Source organism: Pseudomonas helleri, from assembly GCF_009600315.1.
GTDB classification, from domain to species: Bacteria; Pseudomonadota; Gammaproteobacteria; order Pseudomonadales; family Pseudomonadaceae; genus Aquipseudomonas; species Aquipseudomonas helleri_A.
This window is the reverse complement of record NZ_WIWC01000019.1, coordinates 63,520-78,897: the sequence shown is the minus strand read 5'-3', so window position 1 is coordinate 78,897 and position 15,378 is coordinate 63,520. Positions and strand designations below refer to the sequence as shown.

At 59.3% G+C, this 15,378-nt stretch carries 15 protein-coding genes; 9 read left to right on the top strand and 6 right to left on the bottom strand.

Annotation, left to right across the window (positions count from 1 at the left end):
* Positions 1-265: 265 nt before the first annotated feature.
* Positions 266-1,186, top strand: a complete 921-nt coding sequence (locus GHN86_RS13315) for a GGDEF domain-containing protein (protein ID WP_153386713.1) — start codon at positions 266-268, stop codon at positions 1,184-1,186.
* Positions 1,183-2,217 carry an AraC family transcriptional regulator gene (locus GHN86_RS13310; protein WP_153382861.1) on the top strand — a complete coding sequence of 345 codons (1,035 nt, stop codon included), beginning with the start codon at positions 1,183-1,185 and terminating at the stop codon, positions 2,215-2,217. The genes GHN86_RS13315 and GHN86_RS13310 overlap by 4 nt, the downstream gene beginning before the upstream one ends.
* 148 nt (positions 2,218-2,365) lie before the next feature.
* Here the strand turns inward: GHN86_RS13310 and GHN86_RS13305 are convergent, their stop codons facing one another.
* The 6 genes from GHN86_RS13305 to GHN86_RS13280 all read right to left on the bottom strand — a co-directional run bounded on the left by GHN86_RS13305 (position 2,366) and on the right by GHN86_RS13280 (position 8,976).
* A complete protein-coding gene (locus GHN86_RS13305) occupies positions 2,366-3,802 on the bottom strand; it encodes an amidohydrolase family protein (protein ID WP_153382884.1) in 1,437 nt (478 codons plus the stop codon).
* 24 nt (positions 3,803-3,826) lie between these two features.
* Positions 3,827-4,555 carry an ABC transporter permease gene (locus GHN86_RS13300; protein WP_323369587.1) on the bottom strand — a complete coding sequence of 243 codons (729 nt, stop codon included), beginning with the start codon at positions 4,553-4,555 and terminating at the stop codon, positions 3,827-3,829.
* 64 nt (positions 4,556-4,619) lie between these two features.
* Positions 4,620-5,441, bottom strand: coding sequence for an ABC transporter ATP-binding protein (locus tag GHN86_RS13295; protein ID WP_153382865.1), 822 nt, complete (start codon positions 5,439-5,441; stop codon positions 4,620-4,622).
* Positions 5,438-6,472 (bottom strand): aromatic ring-hydroxylating oxygenase subunit alpha, encoded by a 1,035-nt coding sequence (locus GHN86_RS13290; RefSeq protein ID WP_153382867.1) that lies wholly within the window; start codon positions 6,470-6,472, stop codon positions 5,438-5,440. Before GHN86_RS13290 ends, GHN86_RS13295 begins: the two co-directional genes overlap by 4 nt.
* A 59-nt stretch (positions 6,473-6,531) precedes the next feature.
* Entirely contained in the window at positions 6,532-7,524 is a 993-nt protein-coding gene (locus GHN86_RS13285; protein WP_153382869.1) for an ABC transporter substrate-binding protein, read from the bottom strand.
* A 432-nt stretch (positions 7,525-7,956) separates the two neighbouring features.
* A complete protein-coding gene (locus GHN86_RS13280; protein ID WP_153382871.1) occupies positions 7,957-8,976 on the bottom strand; it encodes an Ldh family oxidoreductase in 1,020 nt (339 codons plus the stop codon).
* A 144-nt stretch (positions 8,977-9,120) separates the two neighbouring features.
* Between GHN86_RS13280 and GHN86_RS13275 the strand changes: the two genes are divergently transcribed.
* From GHN86_RS13275 to GHN86_RS13245, 7 genes are all read left to right on the top strand, one after another.
* Positions 9,121-9,996, top strand: a complete 876-nt coding sequence (locus GHN86_RS13275; protein ID WP_323369586.1) for a MurR/RpiR family transcriptional regulator — start codon at positions 9,121-9,123, stop codon at positions 9,994-9,996.
* Between the two features lie 13 nt (positions 9,997-10,009).
* Positions 10,010-10,759: a transporter substrate-binding domain-containing protein gene (locus GHN86_RS13270; protein WP_153382874.1), complete on the top strand. Its 750-nt coding sequence runs from the start codon at positions 10,010-10,012 to the stop codon at positions 10,757-10,759.
* A 103-nt stretch (positions 10,760-10,862) separates the two neighbouring features.
* On the top strand, positions 10,863-11,582 hold the full coding sequence (locus tag GHN86_RS13265; protein WP_153382876.1) for an ABC transporter permease: 720 nt from the start codon (positions 10,863-10,865) through the stop codon (positions 11,580-11,582).
* Positions 11,579-12,289 carry an ABC transporter permease gene (locus GHN86_RS13260; RefSeq protein ID WP_122785551.1) on the top strand — a complete coding sequence of 237 codons (711 nt, stop codon included), beginning with the start codon at positions 11,579-11,581 and terminating at the stop codon, positions 12,287-12,289. The genes GHN86_RS13265 and GHN86_RS13260 overlap by 4 nt, the downstream gene beginning before the upstream one ends.
* A gap of 49 nt (positions 12,290-12,338) precedes the next feature.
* Complete coding sequence (locus GHN86_RS13255) at positions 12,339-13,580, top strand: NAD(P)/FAD-dependent oxidoreductase (RefSeq protein WP_153382880.1); 1,242 nt, start codon at positions 12,339-12,341, stop codon at positions 13,578-13,580.
* A 79-nt stretch (positions 13,581-13,659) separates the two neighbouring features.
* Positions 13,660-14,385 carry an amino acid ABC transporter ATP-binding protein gene (locus GHN86_RS13250; RefSeq protein ID WP_323369588.1) on the top strand — a complete coding sequence of 242 codons (726 nt, stop codon included), beginning with the start codon at positions 13,660-13,662 and terminating at the stop codon, positions 14,383-14,385.
* Positions 14,386-14,567: 182 nt separating this feature from the next.
* Positions 14,568-15,107, top strand: a complete 540-nt coding sequence (locus GHN86_RS13245) for a DUF1523 family protein (RefSeq protein WP_153382882.1) — start codon at positions 14,568-14,570, stop codon at positions 15,105-15,107.
* The last annotated feature ends 271 nt before the right edge of the window (positions 15,108-15,378 follow it).

Genomic DNA, 15,378 nt, shown 5'->3' with positions numbered 1-15,378 from the left:
GCACGCCGTGACGGGCCATCCTTGGCCCAACACGGCTCTCCCGGCATCCATGCCGGTCGACCCACTCCGCGAAACCTACACTCGGCCTCCCGAAGGGGCGGCAGATCAAAAGCCAGGTCAAAAGCCAGGTCAAAAGCTTTGTTCTGCTGGCTCTTATAAACATTTTTCAACATGACCCTTGAGCTGATTTGACCTACACATCCTGTAACACCACTGTCACGCACCTCTGTTCTGCTGAGCATCACTACGTTTTGGTAGAGCGCTCATGAGCTGGCTAAACATTCTTAAACACCATCGCTGGAAACTGGGCTTGCTGTTGTTAGCGGCCAATATTGACCTGTGGCTGACTCTGGCCTTTGGCACGGCCAAATCCTTCAGTGAATGGCAATGGCTGGACATCGTCGGCGAAGGCGGCACCGCGCTGTTTATGCTGTTTTGGCTGGTGCTGGTGCTGAAAAGTCGCCCCACCGGGCGAGTCACCAACTTTTTATCCATCGGCCTGAGTTGCATGTTCCTGTCGTGGTGGATGGACGTGCTCGATGAGTTTGTGCGCCTGCCCAAGCACATCCATTGGGACCACTGGCTGGAGTCCGGGCCAATGCCCATCGGCATGGTGTTGCTGACGATTGGCCTGTTTCACTGGCACCGCGAGCAACAAGCCATCAATCAGCAGATGGAGAAGCGTGAACGGGTGTTTCGCGAACATCGCCTGTTCGACAAACTCACCCCGCCGGGCGGCGCGGATTACCTCAAACGGCAAATCAGCGATTGCCTGAGCCAAAGCCTTGAGCAGCAACAGCCGCTGTCGTTGCTGGCACTGGATATTGACGACTTTAGTGCGATCAATCAGCACTACGGACACGCTGAAGGTGACGCCGTGTTGCAAGCACTCAGTCAGCTGATCCTGCTCAACCTGCGCCCCCATGATCTGCTCTGCCGATTGGCGGGCGACCGCTTTGTGGTAATCCTGCCCAATACCGGCGAAAGCCAGGCGCGGTTGCTGGCTCTGGAGTTGCAACAAGCGGTGCAGGGCCTGGCGCATAAAACCCGCCAGCAAGGCGAGCGGCTGTATTTGGCCGCCAGCACGGCCGTGGTGATGGCGGTCAGTGAAACGCCTGAAGCGCTGCTCAAACGTTTGAATCTGACGCTCGCCCGTGCCAAACCCTTGCGCAGGCAACGGGCATGAAGCGGGATAATCGCTGGTACGAAGCCGACAGCCGTTTTATTCCCGGCCATTACCAACCCGCCATGTTGATCGATCTGGCCTTGTCCCGCGGCATCGACAGCCACCGCCTGCTGCGTGGTACCGGATTGTTTTACGACGACATCGCCGCCGGTCACACCCAGCTCAGCCCCCAGCAGTTTTTCGGCCTGATCGAAAATGCCCAACGTTTATTGGCCGCCGATGACAGCAGCTTTTTGTTTGGCCAGCGTCTGTTACCGGGGCATTACGGGCCTGCCAGTCATGCCTTGCAGCAAGCGCAAACACTGCATCAGGCACTGGAGACCGTGATCCACAACCGTGCCTTACTCAGCCCCCTGCTGACGCCGCGTTTAGTGCTCGATGAGCACTATGCCTATCTGTACTGGCTCGACAGCTGCGGTGCGCAAGCGCACCTGCGTTTCGTACTGGAAGCCAGCATGACCGCGATTAAAAGCATGACTCAGTGGTTAAGCGGTGAACGCTTGCCGTGGGTCTGCAGCTTCAGTCATCCCGAGCCACGCTATGTGGAGCAATATTGGGTGCATCTGGGCGAAGACACTGAGTTTGGCAGCCAGCTCGACATGATGCGCATCCCCCGTGAATACCTGACGCGGGCTTGGCCCAACGCCTCGGCTACCGCTCGGCACGTGGCGCTGCAACAGACTCAGGCGCAGTTACAGGAGGTCGGCTTCAGCGCCAGCCTGCTTGACCGGCTGTACGTGTACCTGCGCAACAATGCCCGCCAATGCCCCAGCCTTGAACAAGCGGCAGCACAGTTTTCGATCAGCCAGGCCACCCTCAAGCGCAAGCTGAGCAAGCACGGTACGCACTTTCAGGCGCAGCAGGATCTGGCGCGCAAGCATGTGGCGCTGTACCTGTACCAGATCAAGGGATTGAGCAATGAAGCGGTGGCCGAACAGCTGAACTTCAACGACCCGGCCAATTTTCGGCGGGCGTTGAAGCGCTGGACGGGGTGTACGCCGAATTTGATCCGGCAGTTCTTGCGCGTGTAAACATTTGCCTTGAACAACCTGTAGTCGCTGACGAGGTACGAAGGCTGCGAGCCGTCACCTCGGTGCATCAAGCTAATCCGAGGACTCCTTATTTACGGGTGCTGCGCACGCCGATCGCAGCCTTCGTGCCTCGTCAGCGACTACACGTCTAACGTCTGACGCCCGCGCGACGTTGCAGGTCGCGCACCGCTTGTGCCGCATCGCGGCCTAGCTGCGCCATGTCCAGTCCGGGGATACGGTCATCTGTCAGCACTTGCCGGCCACCAATCAACAAGGCTTTAAGACTCGCCCGGCCGCCACAGGCTACCGGGCCAATCGCCGGGTCGTGCAGGCCGAAATAACGCGGATCGTCCAGCCGGTAAATCGCAATGTCCGCCGCTTGCCCTACCGCCAGACTCCCTAGCGCGGGCAAGCCCAACACCTGAGCGCCACCCGCGGTGCCCCAGCGCACCACATCTTCTACCGTCGCCGCATCGGCGCCACCTTCGAAGGTGCCACCAGCGTACCGGGGCCGGGCCTGTTCGCCCTTGCGTGCACGCTGCATCAACCACGCGGCATGGGCTTCCGATTGCATATCCGCCGCTTCATTGGACGCAGCCCCATCGACACCCATGGAGATCGGTACGCCAGCAGCTTCCAGCGCCATGATGTCGGCAATCCCGCTGCCGAGCCGGCCATTGCTTTGCGGGCAGTGAGCGATGCCGGTGCCGGTTTGCCCTAAAAGCCGGATTTCTTCGGGCAACAATTTGACCAGATGCGCCATCCACACATCCGGCCCCAGCCACTCATGCTCCGCGCAGAATTGCACCGGGCTCATGCCGAATTTGGCTTTGGCCGCGTCGAGGTAATCCACCGTTTCGGACAGGTGCGTGTGCAGACGCAAACCCCAGCTACGCGCCGCTCGAGCCGTCTCGCGCAGCTCTGCGGGTGTGGTGGAGTGCAAGGCCGTGGTCGGGGCCATGACCACCCGGCGAAATGCATCGGGCGCCGGGTCGTGGTAAAGCCCTACCAGCCTTTCAACATCGGCCAAATAATCATCCAGTTTTTCGGGCCGCAGCGCTTGGGGCAACTCGGCTTCCAACTGCCGCGTCTGGGTCGCACCACCCCGGCACAACACAAAGCGCATACCGAGCGCCTGAGCTTCTTCAAAAAGAATCGCCGCACTGTCGTAAGGCATGCCGGGGTAATACAGGTAATGATGATCAGCCACCGTGGCGCAGCCGGAGCGTAACAATTCGATCAGACCGATACGCGCCGCCAGCCTGAAACTGTGCTCATCGAACGCGCCGCGAAAACGGTACGGTGTGGCCGCCAACCAGGGTGTCAGGCTCTGGTTCAAACCCTGTGGCTCACCCTTGAGCAGTGACTGGAACAAATGATGATGGGTGTTGATCCACGCCGGATAGACCACACAATCACGCGCATCGATCAGGTTTTCGCAAGGCATGGGCTGCAAAGCCCCCATCGCCACAATACGCCCGGCCTGCACACGAATATCCGGCCCGGCATGGCGCGCCTCGGCACCACGAAGCCCGGTGAGCACATGGTGGGCATTGCGAATCAAACAGGCATTGGTGTCGATCATTGGCTTTCCACTGGAGGACATAGGTTATCCCTGCTCACTTTCATGCCAATGACCGAGGCAAAACTTCGCCAAAGCGGCCATCAGGCTGAACAACAAAATACCGGTCAATGCGATTAACACCAGTGCTGCAAACAGACGCGGGATGTTCAGTTGGAAGCCTGCCTGCAAGATTTGATACGCCAGACCGGCACCCGTACCGCCTGTGCCCGCGACAAATTCAGCGACCACAGCACCGATCAGTGCCAGCCCGCTGGCAATGCGCAAGCCACCGAAAAAGTACGGCAAGGCACTCGGTATGCGCAGCCGTGTGAGCGTCTGCCAACGCCCGGCCCGGTTGAGTTTGAACAGGTTGAGCAAGCCCGGATTGACGCTGCGCAAACCCAGCACCGTGTTGGAGATAATCGGGAAAACGGTCACCAGCGTGGCGCAAATCACTAACGCCAAGGTGGTGTTGCTGACCCAGATAATGATCAACGGCGCGATAGCAACCACCGGCGTAACCTGTAACAGAATGGCATAGGGAAACAGGCTGGCTTCGAGCCAGCGGCTTTGCACAAATACGAACGCCGCCACCACACCCAGCACCACCGCCAAAGCAAACGACAGAAAGGTGATTTTCAGCGTGACCCAGAGCGCGCTCATCAACAGCGGCCCGTCCTGAATCAGCGTCTGGCCGATGGCCAGCGGGCTCGGCACCAAGTAAACCGGGACGTTCAGGGACACACACAGCCCTTGCCAAAACCCCAGCAGCAGCGCACCGACCAACAAGGGCGCGAGTATTTTTTGCACGCGTGGATTGGCCAGCCAGGCTTTGGCTTCAGTATCCATACGCCGTGCTCCCCTGTTGCCCATTGGCTTGCGCCAGCAGCGCCGACAAACGACCGCACTGAGTGATAAACCCGGCGGACATGCGGAACGCCTCATCGCGCACACTCGGCCCCTCAATGGTCACATCCGCCAGCACCCGGCCAGGCCGTGCGCCCATCACCACTACCCGTGAAGACAGGAACACCGCTTCATAAATGCTATGGGTGACAAACACCACGGTCAGGTCACGCTCGGCCCACAGCTGGCGCAGATCGCTGTCGAGACGATTACGGGTAAATTCATCGAGCGCGCCGAAGGGCTCGTCCATCAGCAACAGATTGGGCTCGGTGGCCAGCGCACGGGCAATCGAGGCGCGCATCTGCATCCCCCCCGACAATTCGCGCGGATACACCTGCGCAAAGTCCCTCAACCCCACCCGGCTCAACGCCGCTTGCACCCGCCGTGCCTGCTCAGCCTTGGGCACGCCACTCAACGCCAAAGGTAAACCGACATTGGCGGCAATCGTCGCCCAGGGCATCAACGTGGCTTCCTGAAACACCATCGCCAACTTTTGTTCCGCATTGGCCTGACCGATCGCGCCCTTGCCCCACCAGCGCACATGCCCGGCGCTGGGTTGCTCTAGCCCGGCAAACATTTTCAGCAAGGTACTTTTGCCACAGCCGGAGGGGCCGAGCAGCGAGACAAACTCGCCGCGCCCCACGCTTAATTTCAGCCGTTGCAAAGCATGAGTGCCGTTGCTGTAGGTTTTTTCGACCTGATTAGCCAGCAATACGGGTGTTTGCGAGAGATTAAGTCCCAGTGCGGCGTTCATAGCGCTATTCCCGCCGGACGGAATTGTTCCTCTTCGCCGTGGGCCTGCAACAGATCAAACAACATCTTGCGCATGATCAGCCCCGGCTTGTCGGACTCCATATGAAACTCCACCCGCCGCCGTGTATCTACGCAGGCATCGTAGTCCGTGGCTTCGAGAATCTCCTGGTCTTCGCGGGTGATCGGCGCGTCCCAGGCAATCAACTCTGCACTGCTGCAATCGGCCTCGCTGTCGTTGCGGTACAGCCACTGCACCAACTGAATGGTTTTGTCATCGATCGGCGTAGCGCAGTTGTAGATGATGTGGTGCACACCGCTGTCCGGGTAGGTGCAACCGAAACGCCGGACAAAGGGCAGATCCCAGCGATTGAACAAATGCCGGGTGGTGGCCGGCGTATCAATACCGGTAATCCGGTGGCCTGCCGGTGGGTTGTTGATCGGCACGATGGTTTCGGCTTCAAAGCCCCACTCCTTCTTCACAAACTCATATTTGGACGGCGTGGGCTGGCTCAGCATGCCGAAGTTGGCTTTGTGGACGAAGGAAAAGTGCGAGTTATCGAAAGAGTTTTCCATAAACCGCAAGGGGCTGGTCTTCCATTGCTCGTAGAACTGAAAGATGCGCCGGTAAGCCGGAGCGCCGTCTTCTTCAAACACGGGTATTGGCTGCAAGGGTTCACCGAGACAGACCCACACATAGCCGTATTTTTCCTGACAGTGAAACGCGCTGGTTCTGGCGCCAGCGGGAATCGGAGCATTGTCGGCCTGTTGCGGGATACACACACAAGCGCCGGTCTGATCATAGCGCCAGCCGTGATAGCCGCACACAATCACGCCGTCCTCGACCCAGCCTTTGGACAGTTGCGCGGTGCGATGGCAACAGCGGTCGGCCAGCGCAACCGGGCCTTGCTGGCCCATAAACAGCACCACGCGCTCGCCAAGCAGGGTGAAAGGTTGCGGGCCGTTGTCCAGTTGCGACACGGGCATCAGGGCATACCAGAAACGACGCAGTACCGGTTGTTGGGTGACAAGCATGGGGGAGTCCTCAAATTTTTCGGCAAGGCCTTCTGCGAGGCCGGATCACGGGCAATCGGTTACTGGCTGGCCTGGCTCTGAGCGATGGGCAGCACGTTGAGGTCTTTGACAAAGCGCGTGTCGTACGCCTTGCGCCAATCAATGTCCGCCTTGAGCAAACCGGCCTCGACCATAAAGTCGCGAGTGGCCTGCCAGCGCGCATCGGTCATGACGCCAATGCCTTGAGTTTGCGCGTCGCCGCCGTCAACCAGGCGATACTGCTTGAGCGTGGAAACGCCCCAATCGAGCAACTCATCGTTCATGCTCGGATTGGCCTGTTTGATCAGCGCGTTGCCCGCTGCCGGGTTGGCCAGATAGCTGCGCCAGCCTTGCATTGAGGCCTGAATAAAGCGGCGTAACACCTCGGGCCGCTGCTCAATCACGTCGGGGCGGGTGACCAGCGTGGAGCCATAAGGCGGGTAGCCGGCGTCGGCAAACAGCAGGAAGTGAGTGCCGGGATCGGCCTTGCGCCCCTGAAACAGCTCCGAGCTGGCATAGGCTTGCTGCACGGTATTGGGATCGTTGAGAAAAGGCTGCAAGTTGAAGGTATAAGGTTTGGCCTGGGATTCATCCAGACCGTATTTTTGCTTGAGCCAGGGCCACCAGGTTTGCTGACCCGAGGTGGACACCAGAATGTGCTTGCCCTTGAGCTGGGTGAGATCCTGCACATCGGCATGCGCCATCACGCCTTGCGGCTCGCCCTGAAAGGCGGCGGCCACGGCAACGACTGGCAGTTGCTGCTCCATGCTTTTGAGCACTTGCAGGTCGTAATTGAGGATGACGTCAGCCTGCTTGCTGAGCAGCAATTGCATGCCATTGACCTGTGGGCCGCCCATGCGGATGGTCACGTCCAGGCCCTGTTTGGCGTACAGGCCTTCGGCCACGGCTTGATAAAACCCGCCGTGTTCGGCCTGGGCATACCAGGAGGTGAGCAGCATGACGGAGTCATTGGCGTGGACCAGAGGGGTGAATAGCAACGCCAAAGGCCAAAATGGTGTTCGAGCGAGGGTCATGGGTATTGCTCCTGCAAAAGCACTACACGGATAAGACCGGGAAGCAGGAGGCTTGAGGGGTGGTGCGGGGCAAGGTGCAATCCGGCCGCTGAGCCACTCTCCCGAGCCGACTGATCGCCAGGTTCAGGCACCCGCATTACGGGTGTGTGACTGAAGTCACAAGAGCAATGCCCGGCACAAAGTGGGATTTGTGCTGACCGCTTCTACTCGCTATTGGATCTAGCAGGAGGCGTGCCAGCTTTCAGAAGCCCCTCACCCTAGCCCTCTCCCAGAGGGAGAGGGGACTGATTTATGTGCGGCTGATGTTTCAGCGCAAGGCGTTCAGAGCGCAAGAAATCCCGAGTACCCCCCAATCAGTTCCCTCTCCCTTTGGGAGAGGGCTAGGGTGAGGGGCTTTTGAACTTTTAAGGTGCACCTAAGCACCAAAACAGCTCACGAATGCGCCAACGCCCGCAGTTTGGCCAGTTCGTCGCTCGCCAACGGTATACCGTCACTCAAGGATTTGGCCCGCTCAATAAACCGTCGATCCCCCGGCATGCGCTCCAATCCCACAGCGTGCATCTGGCACACCAGCTCAGCACTGCGCAAGGCAAAACTGTTCCCCCCTGACTTGCTCGGGTCGATAACGATCAACAACTGCCCGGTCCACGGCGTTTGCGCGCCCGGATGCTTAGACCAGTCAAACTCAAACGAGAAGTTGCCGCCCGTCAACGCCGCCGCCAGTAACTCCACCATCATCGACAAGGCCGAGCCCTTGTGCCCGCCAAACGGCAGCAACGCCCCACCGCTGAGAATGTCCTGAGGGTTTTCAGTCGCTTCGCCGTGCTTATCGACGCCCATCCCCGCAGGCAACATATGACCCTTGCGCGCCGCAATTTGCACGTCACCGTGGGCAATCGCACTGGTGGCCAAATCAAAAACAATGGGCGCCCCACCCGCACGCGGCGCCGCAAAGGCAATCGGGTTGGTCCCGAACAAGGGTTTGCTAGCGCCGTGAGGCACCACGCAGGTCATGCTGTTGACCACGCTCAACGCCACCAGCCCTTCTTCAGCAAACGGCTCAACGTCCGGCCATAACGCGGCGAAGTGATGGGAGTTTCGTATCGCCAACACGGCTATCCCGGCACTGCGGGCTTTTTCCACCAGCAACCCTCGGGCCGCTGCCAACGCAGGTTGGGCAAACCCATTGGCCGCGTCTACGCGGATAAATCCCGACGCCACGTCTTCCACCACCGGCACCGCCTGACCATCGACCCAGTTGCTGGCCAATGACGACAAATAACCCGGTATGCGAAACACACCATGACTGTAGGAGCCGTCGCGCTGCGCTCGCGCGCAGTTGTCCGCCAATACCTGGGCCACCGCCGCAGAAGTACCGTGGCGTTCGAAGATCTGTTGCAACAGGGCAGTCAGTTCGCCGAGGGTCAGCGAAGAGGTGGCGGGATGGGACATGAGGAGGCTCCAATCGAATTGTTTTTATCGGGGTGCAACGTCAAGGCCAACTATCCGGTCGTGACAGTTATCTGTCAATTGTTGACTTAATGACAGAAAACCTTCACTTTCTGCAACGCGCTGATACAACAACAGGATGCAGCCGTGAGCCAGTCGATTAAACAACGCCTTGAAAGCAGCCTGTCAACCGCCGCGCCTTCGGGGCGGGCGATTGCCAGTTATATGCTGGCCAACCTGTACGAGCTGCCCTTTCAGACCGCCGCCGACATCGCCGCCAAACTGGGCGTCAGCGAGTCCAGTGTCGGGCGCTTTTGCCGGGCGCTGGGCTACAGCCATTTCAAAGACCTGAAAAACGACCTCAAAGATGACCTCGGCGACGGGCCCTGGCTGGTCGGCGATCGCCTGCAGGAATTCCGCCTGCAGGCCAGTCATAGCCCGCAAGGTTTGCCGCGCAGCTTCGAGCTGGAAGTGGCAGCGCTGGTCAAAGTCTACGAATACAGCCTGACCCCGCAATGGCAAACCGTCAGCCAGCGTCTGGCCACTCGGCGCAAGGTGTTTGTCGCCGGTTTTCAGACCGAGCGCGGCATCGCCGACTCGATGGTGCATTTGCTGCAATACCTGCGCGATGGCGTGCAACGGGTGGATGGCGCTGCCGGGCATTACGCCGATGTGCTGCTGTCCCCGCCCGAGGACTGCGCACTGGTGGTGTTTGAAGCCCGCCGCTATTCACGCCACGCCCGGCTGTTATGCAGCAAGGCACGTGAAGCCGGTATCGCCGTCACGCTGATTACCGACACCTTCTGCGACTGGGCCGAGCAAAACGCCGATGAGGTATTTCGCGTGCCCACCGAATTCAATCTGTTCTGGGAATCCACCGCAGCCATGCTGTCGCTGGTGCACCTGCTGATCAACGAAATCTGCAAACAACTGGGACCGGACGTCGAAAAACGTCTTGAGGCAACCGCGGCCTTGCACAACGAGTTCGTGGGCTACACCTCCTCACCCGGCTCAAAACAATAAAACGAGGTGCTAGATGAATAACGTCATTCGCTTTGCCAGTGCATGTGCAATGGTTGCTGCCTTCGCGTCCTACGCGCAGGCCGAGAAACTGACAATCGCCACGGAAGGCGCCTACCCTCCTTTCAACTACGTTGACTCAGACAACAACCTGCACGGCTTCGATGTCGACATTGCCAAGGCCGTGTGCCAGCGCATGAACGCCGAGTGCACGATCGTGGCTCAAGACTGGGACGGGATCATTGCCGGGCTAATGGCCAAGAAATATGACGCCATTGTCGCCTCGATGATCGTCAACGAAGAGCGCAAAAAGAAGATCGCCTTCACCAACCACTATTACCGCACTCCGCTGTCCATCGCTGTACCCAAGGATTCGTCGATCACCGATGCCCAGTCCGACTTCAAGGGTAAAACCGTGGGCGCGCAAAGCGCCGCGACGCAAAGCATCTATGCCGAAGAGCACTACAAGGACGCCGACCTCAAGCTCTATCCAACCCTGGATGAAGCCAACAGCGAGCTGGCCAACGAGCGCGTCGACGTGGTGATTGCCGACAAATTCCCGTTGCTGGAATGGGTCAACAAGACCGGCAAGGACTGCTGCAAAATCATTGGCGACGTCGACGGCACAATGGCCGATGCCGCGATTGCCGTGCGCCAGCAGGACAACGCGCTGCGTGAGCGTTTCAACAAGGCACTGGACGAAATCGTAGCCGACGGCACCTATAAAAAGATTTCCAGCCAGTACTTCGACTTCGACATTTACTGAGTCGCCCGCCCTCGCGTGAGGGCTTGCCTGCCTCTTACCCTGCCCTGCGCACGCACTGTGCGCAGCGGCTGAAATCGGCCCATATTTGCCCGGGGATTCGAGCATGCTCGATCAACTCTCATTACTCTCCTTTGCCAGCGGCGGTTGGGGTTCGGCGTTGCTGGCCGGCTCGCTGGTGACCATTGCGCTGGCGTTGAGCTGCCTGCCCATCGGTTTGCCGCTGGGGCTGATCGTGGCCATTGCCGCACGGTCCAAAAACCGCTGGATGCGCGCCTGGGCAACGACCTTTTCCACGGTCTTTCGCGGCCTGCCGGAATTGTTGACGCTGCTGATCATTTATTACGGCTGCCAGATCGCCGCGCAGAAAATCCTCGCGCTGATGGGCTATGACGCGCAGTTCACGATCAATACCTTCGTCGCCGCAATGATTGCGTTCAGCCTGGTGTTTGCCGCTTTCTCCAGTGAAATCTGGCTGGGGGCATTCAAAACTATTCCCAAGGGCCAGTTTGAAGCGGCCTCGGCGCTGGGGTTGTCGCCGTTCACCACCTTTCGCAAGGTGGTGCTGCCGCAGTTGGCGCGCATCGCCCTGCCCGGCCTGTCGAATAACTGGCTGTCGCTGCTTAAGGACACGTCGCTGGTGTCCACCATTGCGCTGGTCGACTTGATGCGCCAAACCAATCTGGCCGTGAGCGTGACCAAAGACCCAATGCTGTTTTACAGCGTGGCGTGCTTTATCTACCTGTTCTTCTCTGCCATCTCGGGGCGTCTGTTTGCCTTTCTTGAGCGCTATTTCAACCGTCATTTACGGAGCGTGCAGCCATGAGCCTGGCGGAACTGCAAAACCTCTTTCTCAGCCCCGAGTTGCTCGAACGCTACGGCCCGCGCTTTATCGACGGCATGCTGGTCACCCTCAAGCTGGTGGCAATTTCATTCACCCTGGGTGCGCTGCTGGGGCTGCTGATTGCCTTGGGGCGCTTGTCGAGCAACCGCTTTGTGCGCAATTTTACCGGCGCCTATGTGTATTTTTTCCGTGGCTCGCCGCTGCTGGCCCAGCTGTTTCTGCTGTATTACGGGCTGGGTTCATTCAAAGGGTTGTGGCAAGACATTGGCTTGTGGTGGTTTTTCCGCGATGCGTGGTTCTGCACCCTGCTGGCGTTCACCCTGAACACGGCGGCGTATCAGGCTGAAATTCTGCGCGGCAGCATTCTGTCGGTCGCCCAAGGCCAGCGCGAAGCCTGCAAGGCGCTGAACCTGTCACGCTGGACCACCTTTCGCAAAATCATTCTGCCGCAATCGCTGCTGGTGGCCATCGGGCCGCTGGGCAATGAACTGATCCTGATGATCAAGGCCAGCGCCATTGCCTCCCTGGTCACCATTTATGACTTGATGGGCGTGACCAAAATGGTCTTCTCGCGCAGCTTCGACTTTCAGGTGTACCTGTGGGCCGCCGTGCTTTACCTGCTGATCGTGGAAGTGGTGCGGCGCAGCCTGAAACTGATTGAAGGCCGCCTCGGCCGCCACTTGCAATAAGCCCAAAGCCCTGGCTGCCCTGTCGGCCCACCGTTTTAAGGAAGTGACTATGCACTGCGACACTCTCGTTCTCGGCGCCGGCATTGTAGGCGTCAGCACCGCGCTGCACCTGCAGGCGCGCGGCCGCAACGTGGTTTTGCTCGACCGCGCGCAACCGGGCAGCGGCACCAGTCACGGTAACGCCGGGCTGATCGAACGCGCCAGCGTGATCCCCTACTCGTTCCCCAGAGAATTCTCACGACTGCTGCGCTACGGCCTCAATCAGCAATCGGACGTACGCTACAGCTTCAAGCACCTGCCAAAAGCGGGAAAGTGGCTGATGAACTATTGGCAACAGTCCTCCGCCCAAGGGCTGGCCAAAGCCACCGCCGCCATGCTGCCGCTGATTGAACGCTGCGTGAGTGAACATGACGTGCTGGCCGAACCGGCTGGCATGACGCATTTGATTCAGGACAGCGGCTGGATCGAGGTTTATCGCACCCAGGCCGACTTCGACAAGGCTCAGGCAGATGCCCGGGCCTTGAGCGCGTTCGACCTCAACTGGTGCGTGCTCAATCAACAGCAAGTGCACGCGCTGGAACCCGGTTTGCACAGCGATGTGATCGGCGCCATTCACTGGCTCGACCCCAAAACCGTCAGCGATCCGGGTGGCCTGACCCGTGGCTATGCCCACTTGTTCAAGCAGCGCGGCGGCACCTTTGTGATCGGCGATGCCGCCAGCCTGCGCCAGACCGCCGGGCAATGGCAGGTCGAGAGTGACAAAGGACTGATCGTCGCTAATGAGGTGGTGATCGCGCTCGGTCCGCAAGCCCGGGCCATTTTCGAGCCGTTGGGTTATCGCATCCCGCTGGCGATCAAACGCGGCTACCACATGCACTACGCCGCCAAAGACGGCCAGCCCATGCAGCACCCCATTCTTGATTCGGTCGGTGGTTATGTCTTGGCGCCGATGGTCGGCGGTATTCGCCTTACCACCGGCATCGAATTTGCCGACAGCGATGACCCCATCAACGAAATCCAGCTGCGTCGCTGTGAAGAACGCGCCCGGCGCCTGTACCCGCTGGGCGCGCGCGTGGACGCCGAGCCGTGGCTGGGCCGTCGCCCGTGCCTGCCGGACATGTGCCCAGTGATTGGCCCCGGCAGCCGGCATAAAGGCCTGTGGTTCAACTTTGGCCATGCCCATCACGGTTTGACCCTTGGCCCGGTGAGCGGTCGTCTGCTGGCCGAAATGATGACCGGCGAATACCCGTTCACTGACCCGACACCTTACAGCGCCGAGCGCTTTTACTGATCATTGGAGACGCACCATGCAGGCTCAACCCGCTTACATTCACAACCCCGTGTCTCCAGTCACTGACAGCCGCAAGGTCGTGGTGGATATTGCAGGCCTGAACAAATACTACAGCGCGTTTCATGTGCTCAAGGGCATTGACCTTAAAGTGCATGAAGGCGAACGAATCGTGCTGTGCGGCCCTTCGGGATCGGGCAAGTCGACCCTGATCCGCTGCATCAACCGGCTGGAAATTGCCGAAAAAGGCCGCATTCTGGTTAACAACACGGATCTGTCGCAGGCCAGCCGAGAAGCAGCTCGGGTGCGCAGCGAGATTGGCATGGTGTTCCAGCACTTCAACCTGTTCCCGCACATGAGTGTGCTCGACAACTGCATTTTGGCGCCCATGTCAGTGCGGGGGTTGTCGCGCAAAAAGGCCATTGAGCTGGCTGAGCACTTTCTGGAAAAAGTCGGCATTGCCACTCAGGCGCACAAGTACCCGAGTCAGCTGTCAGGCGGCCAGCAACAGCGTGTCGCCATTGCCCGCGCCCTGTGCATGGAGCCGAAAATCATGCTGTTTGATGAGCCGACCTCGGCACTGGACCCGGAAATGGTCAGCGAAGTGCTGGACGTCATGGTCAAACTGGCGGGCAGCGGCATGACCATGCTCTGCGTGACCCACGAAATGGGCTTTGCCCGCCAAGTGGCGGAGCGGGTGTTGTTCCTGGATGGCGGCATGATTATCGAAGACGCGCCGCCCGAGGCATTTTTCAATGCCCCGAAAAGTCCACGGGCCAAGGCGTTTCTTGCGCAAATCGTGCATTGAGCCGTCCAAAGCCCCTCTAAACTGATACAAATTATGTAGGAGACATAGCCGGAACTTGTAGTCGCTGGCGCAGGCTGCGATAAGATCGCCGGGATTTAGGCGAACGAGCCGTCCTGCGCGTTTCGGCGCGATGAGTTCAATTATCAGCAATCAGGAATTTTCGATATGTACGTGGTGATGGCATGAAATGGCTCAAGGGCATCATTCTGGGCGTCGCCCTGCTGGCGGTCGGCGCGGTCGGGCTTGGGCTGTTTTACTTCCTTCCTCAGCACGATGTGGTGATGGTGACGGGGGTTGAGGTCAAGCGGGTCGATCACAACGGCGTGATCAATGCCGAAAACCCGGCTGACGGGCCGACCCGGGATGTGTACTTCATCAACACCGAAGACCCGGTGACTAAAAAAGTCATGGTGTACCGCAACGAAGACACCGGTTGGTCATTCCCTTGGTACTTCAAGTTCGACTCCGCCGATATTCAGGCCAAGGCTCAGGGCTATTCCCGTGATGCCGAGCAGTTGGCGCTGATTCGTTATTACGGCTGGCGCATCAAGATTTTTTCGGTGTTCCCTAACGTGACGTCGATCGAAGCCACCACCAGCCGCGAAGAACCTTTCCCTTGGTTCAATACCGTCTTCTTCACAGTGCTGGCACTGGTGCTGATTGTGATTGCCGTGTTTATCAAGCGCCGCGTTAAACGCCGCCCGCAAATGCCGGTTAATTAATACCTGCGTCGCAGTGGCGCATCAAACCGATCGCAGCCTTCGTTCCTCGGCAGCGACTACAGGAGTCGCCAGTTAGCTTTTGATCTGGCTTTTGACCTTGACCTTGATCTTGATCTGCCGCCCCTTCGGAAGGCCGAGTGGAGGTTTCGCGGAGTGGGTCGACCGGCATGGATGCCGGGAGAGCCGTGTTGGGCCAAGGATGGCCCGTCACGGCGTGCCCACGGAGCGGGACCGGAGTGAGGGACACCTGAGCGAAGCGAGGGCCGTACGC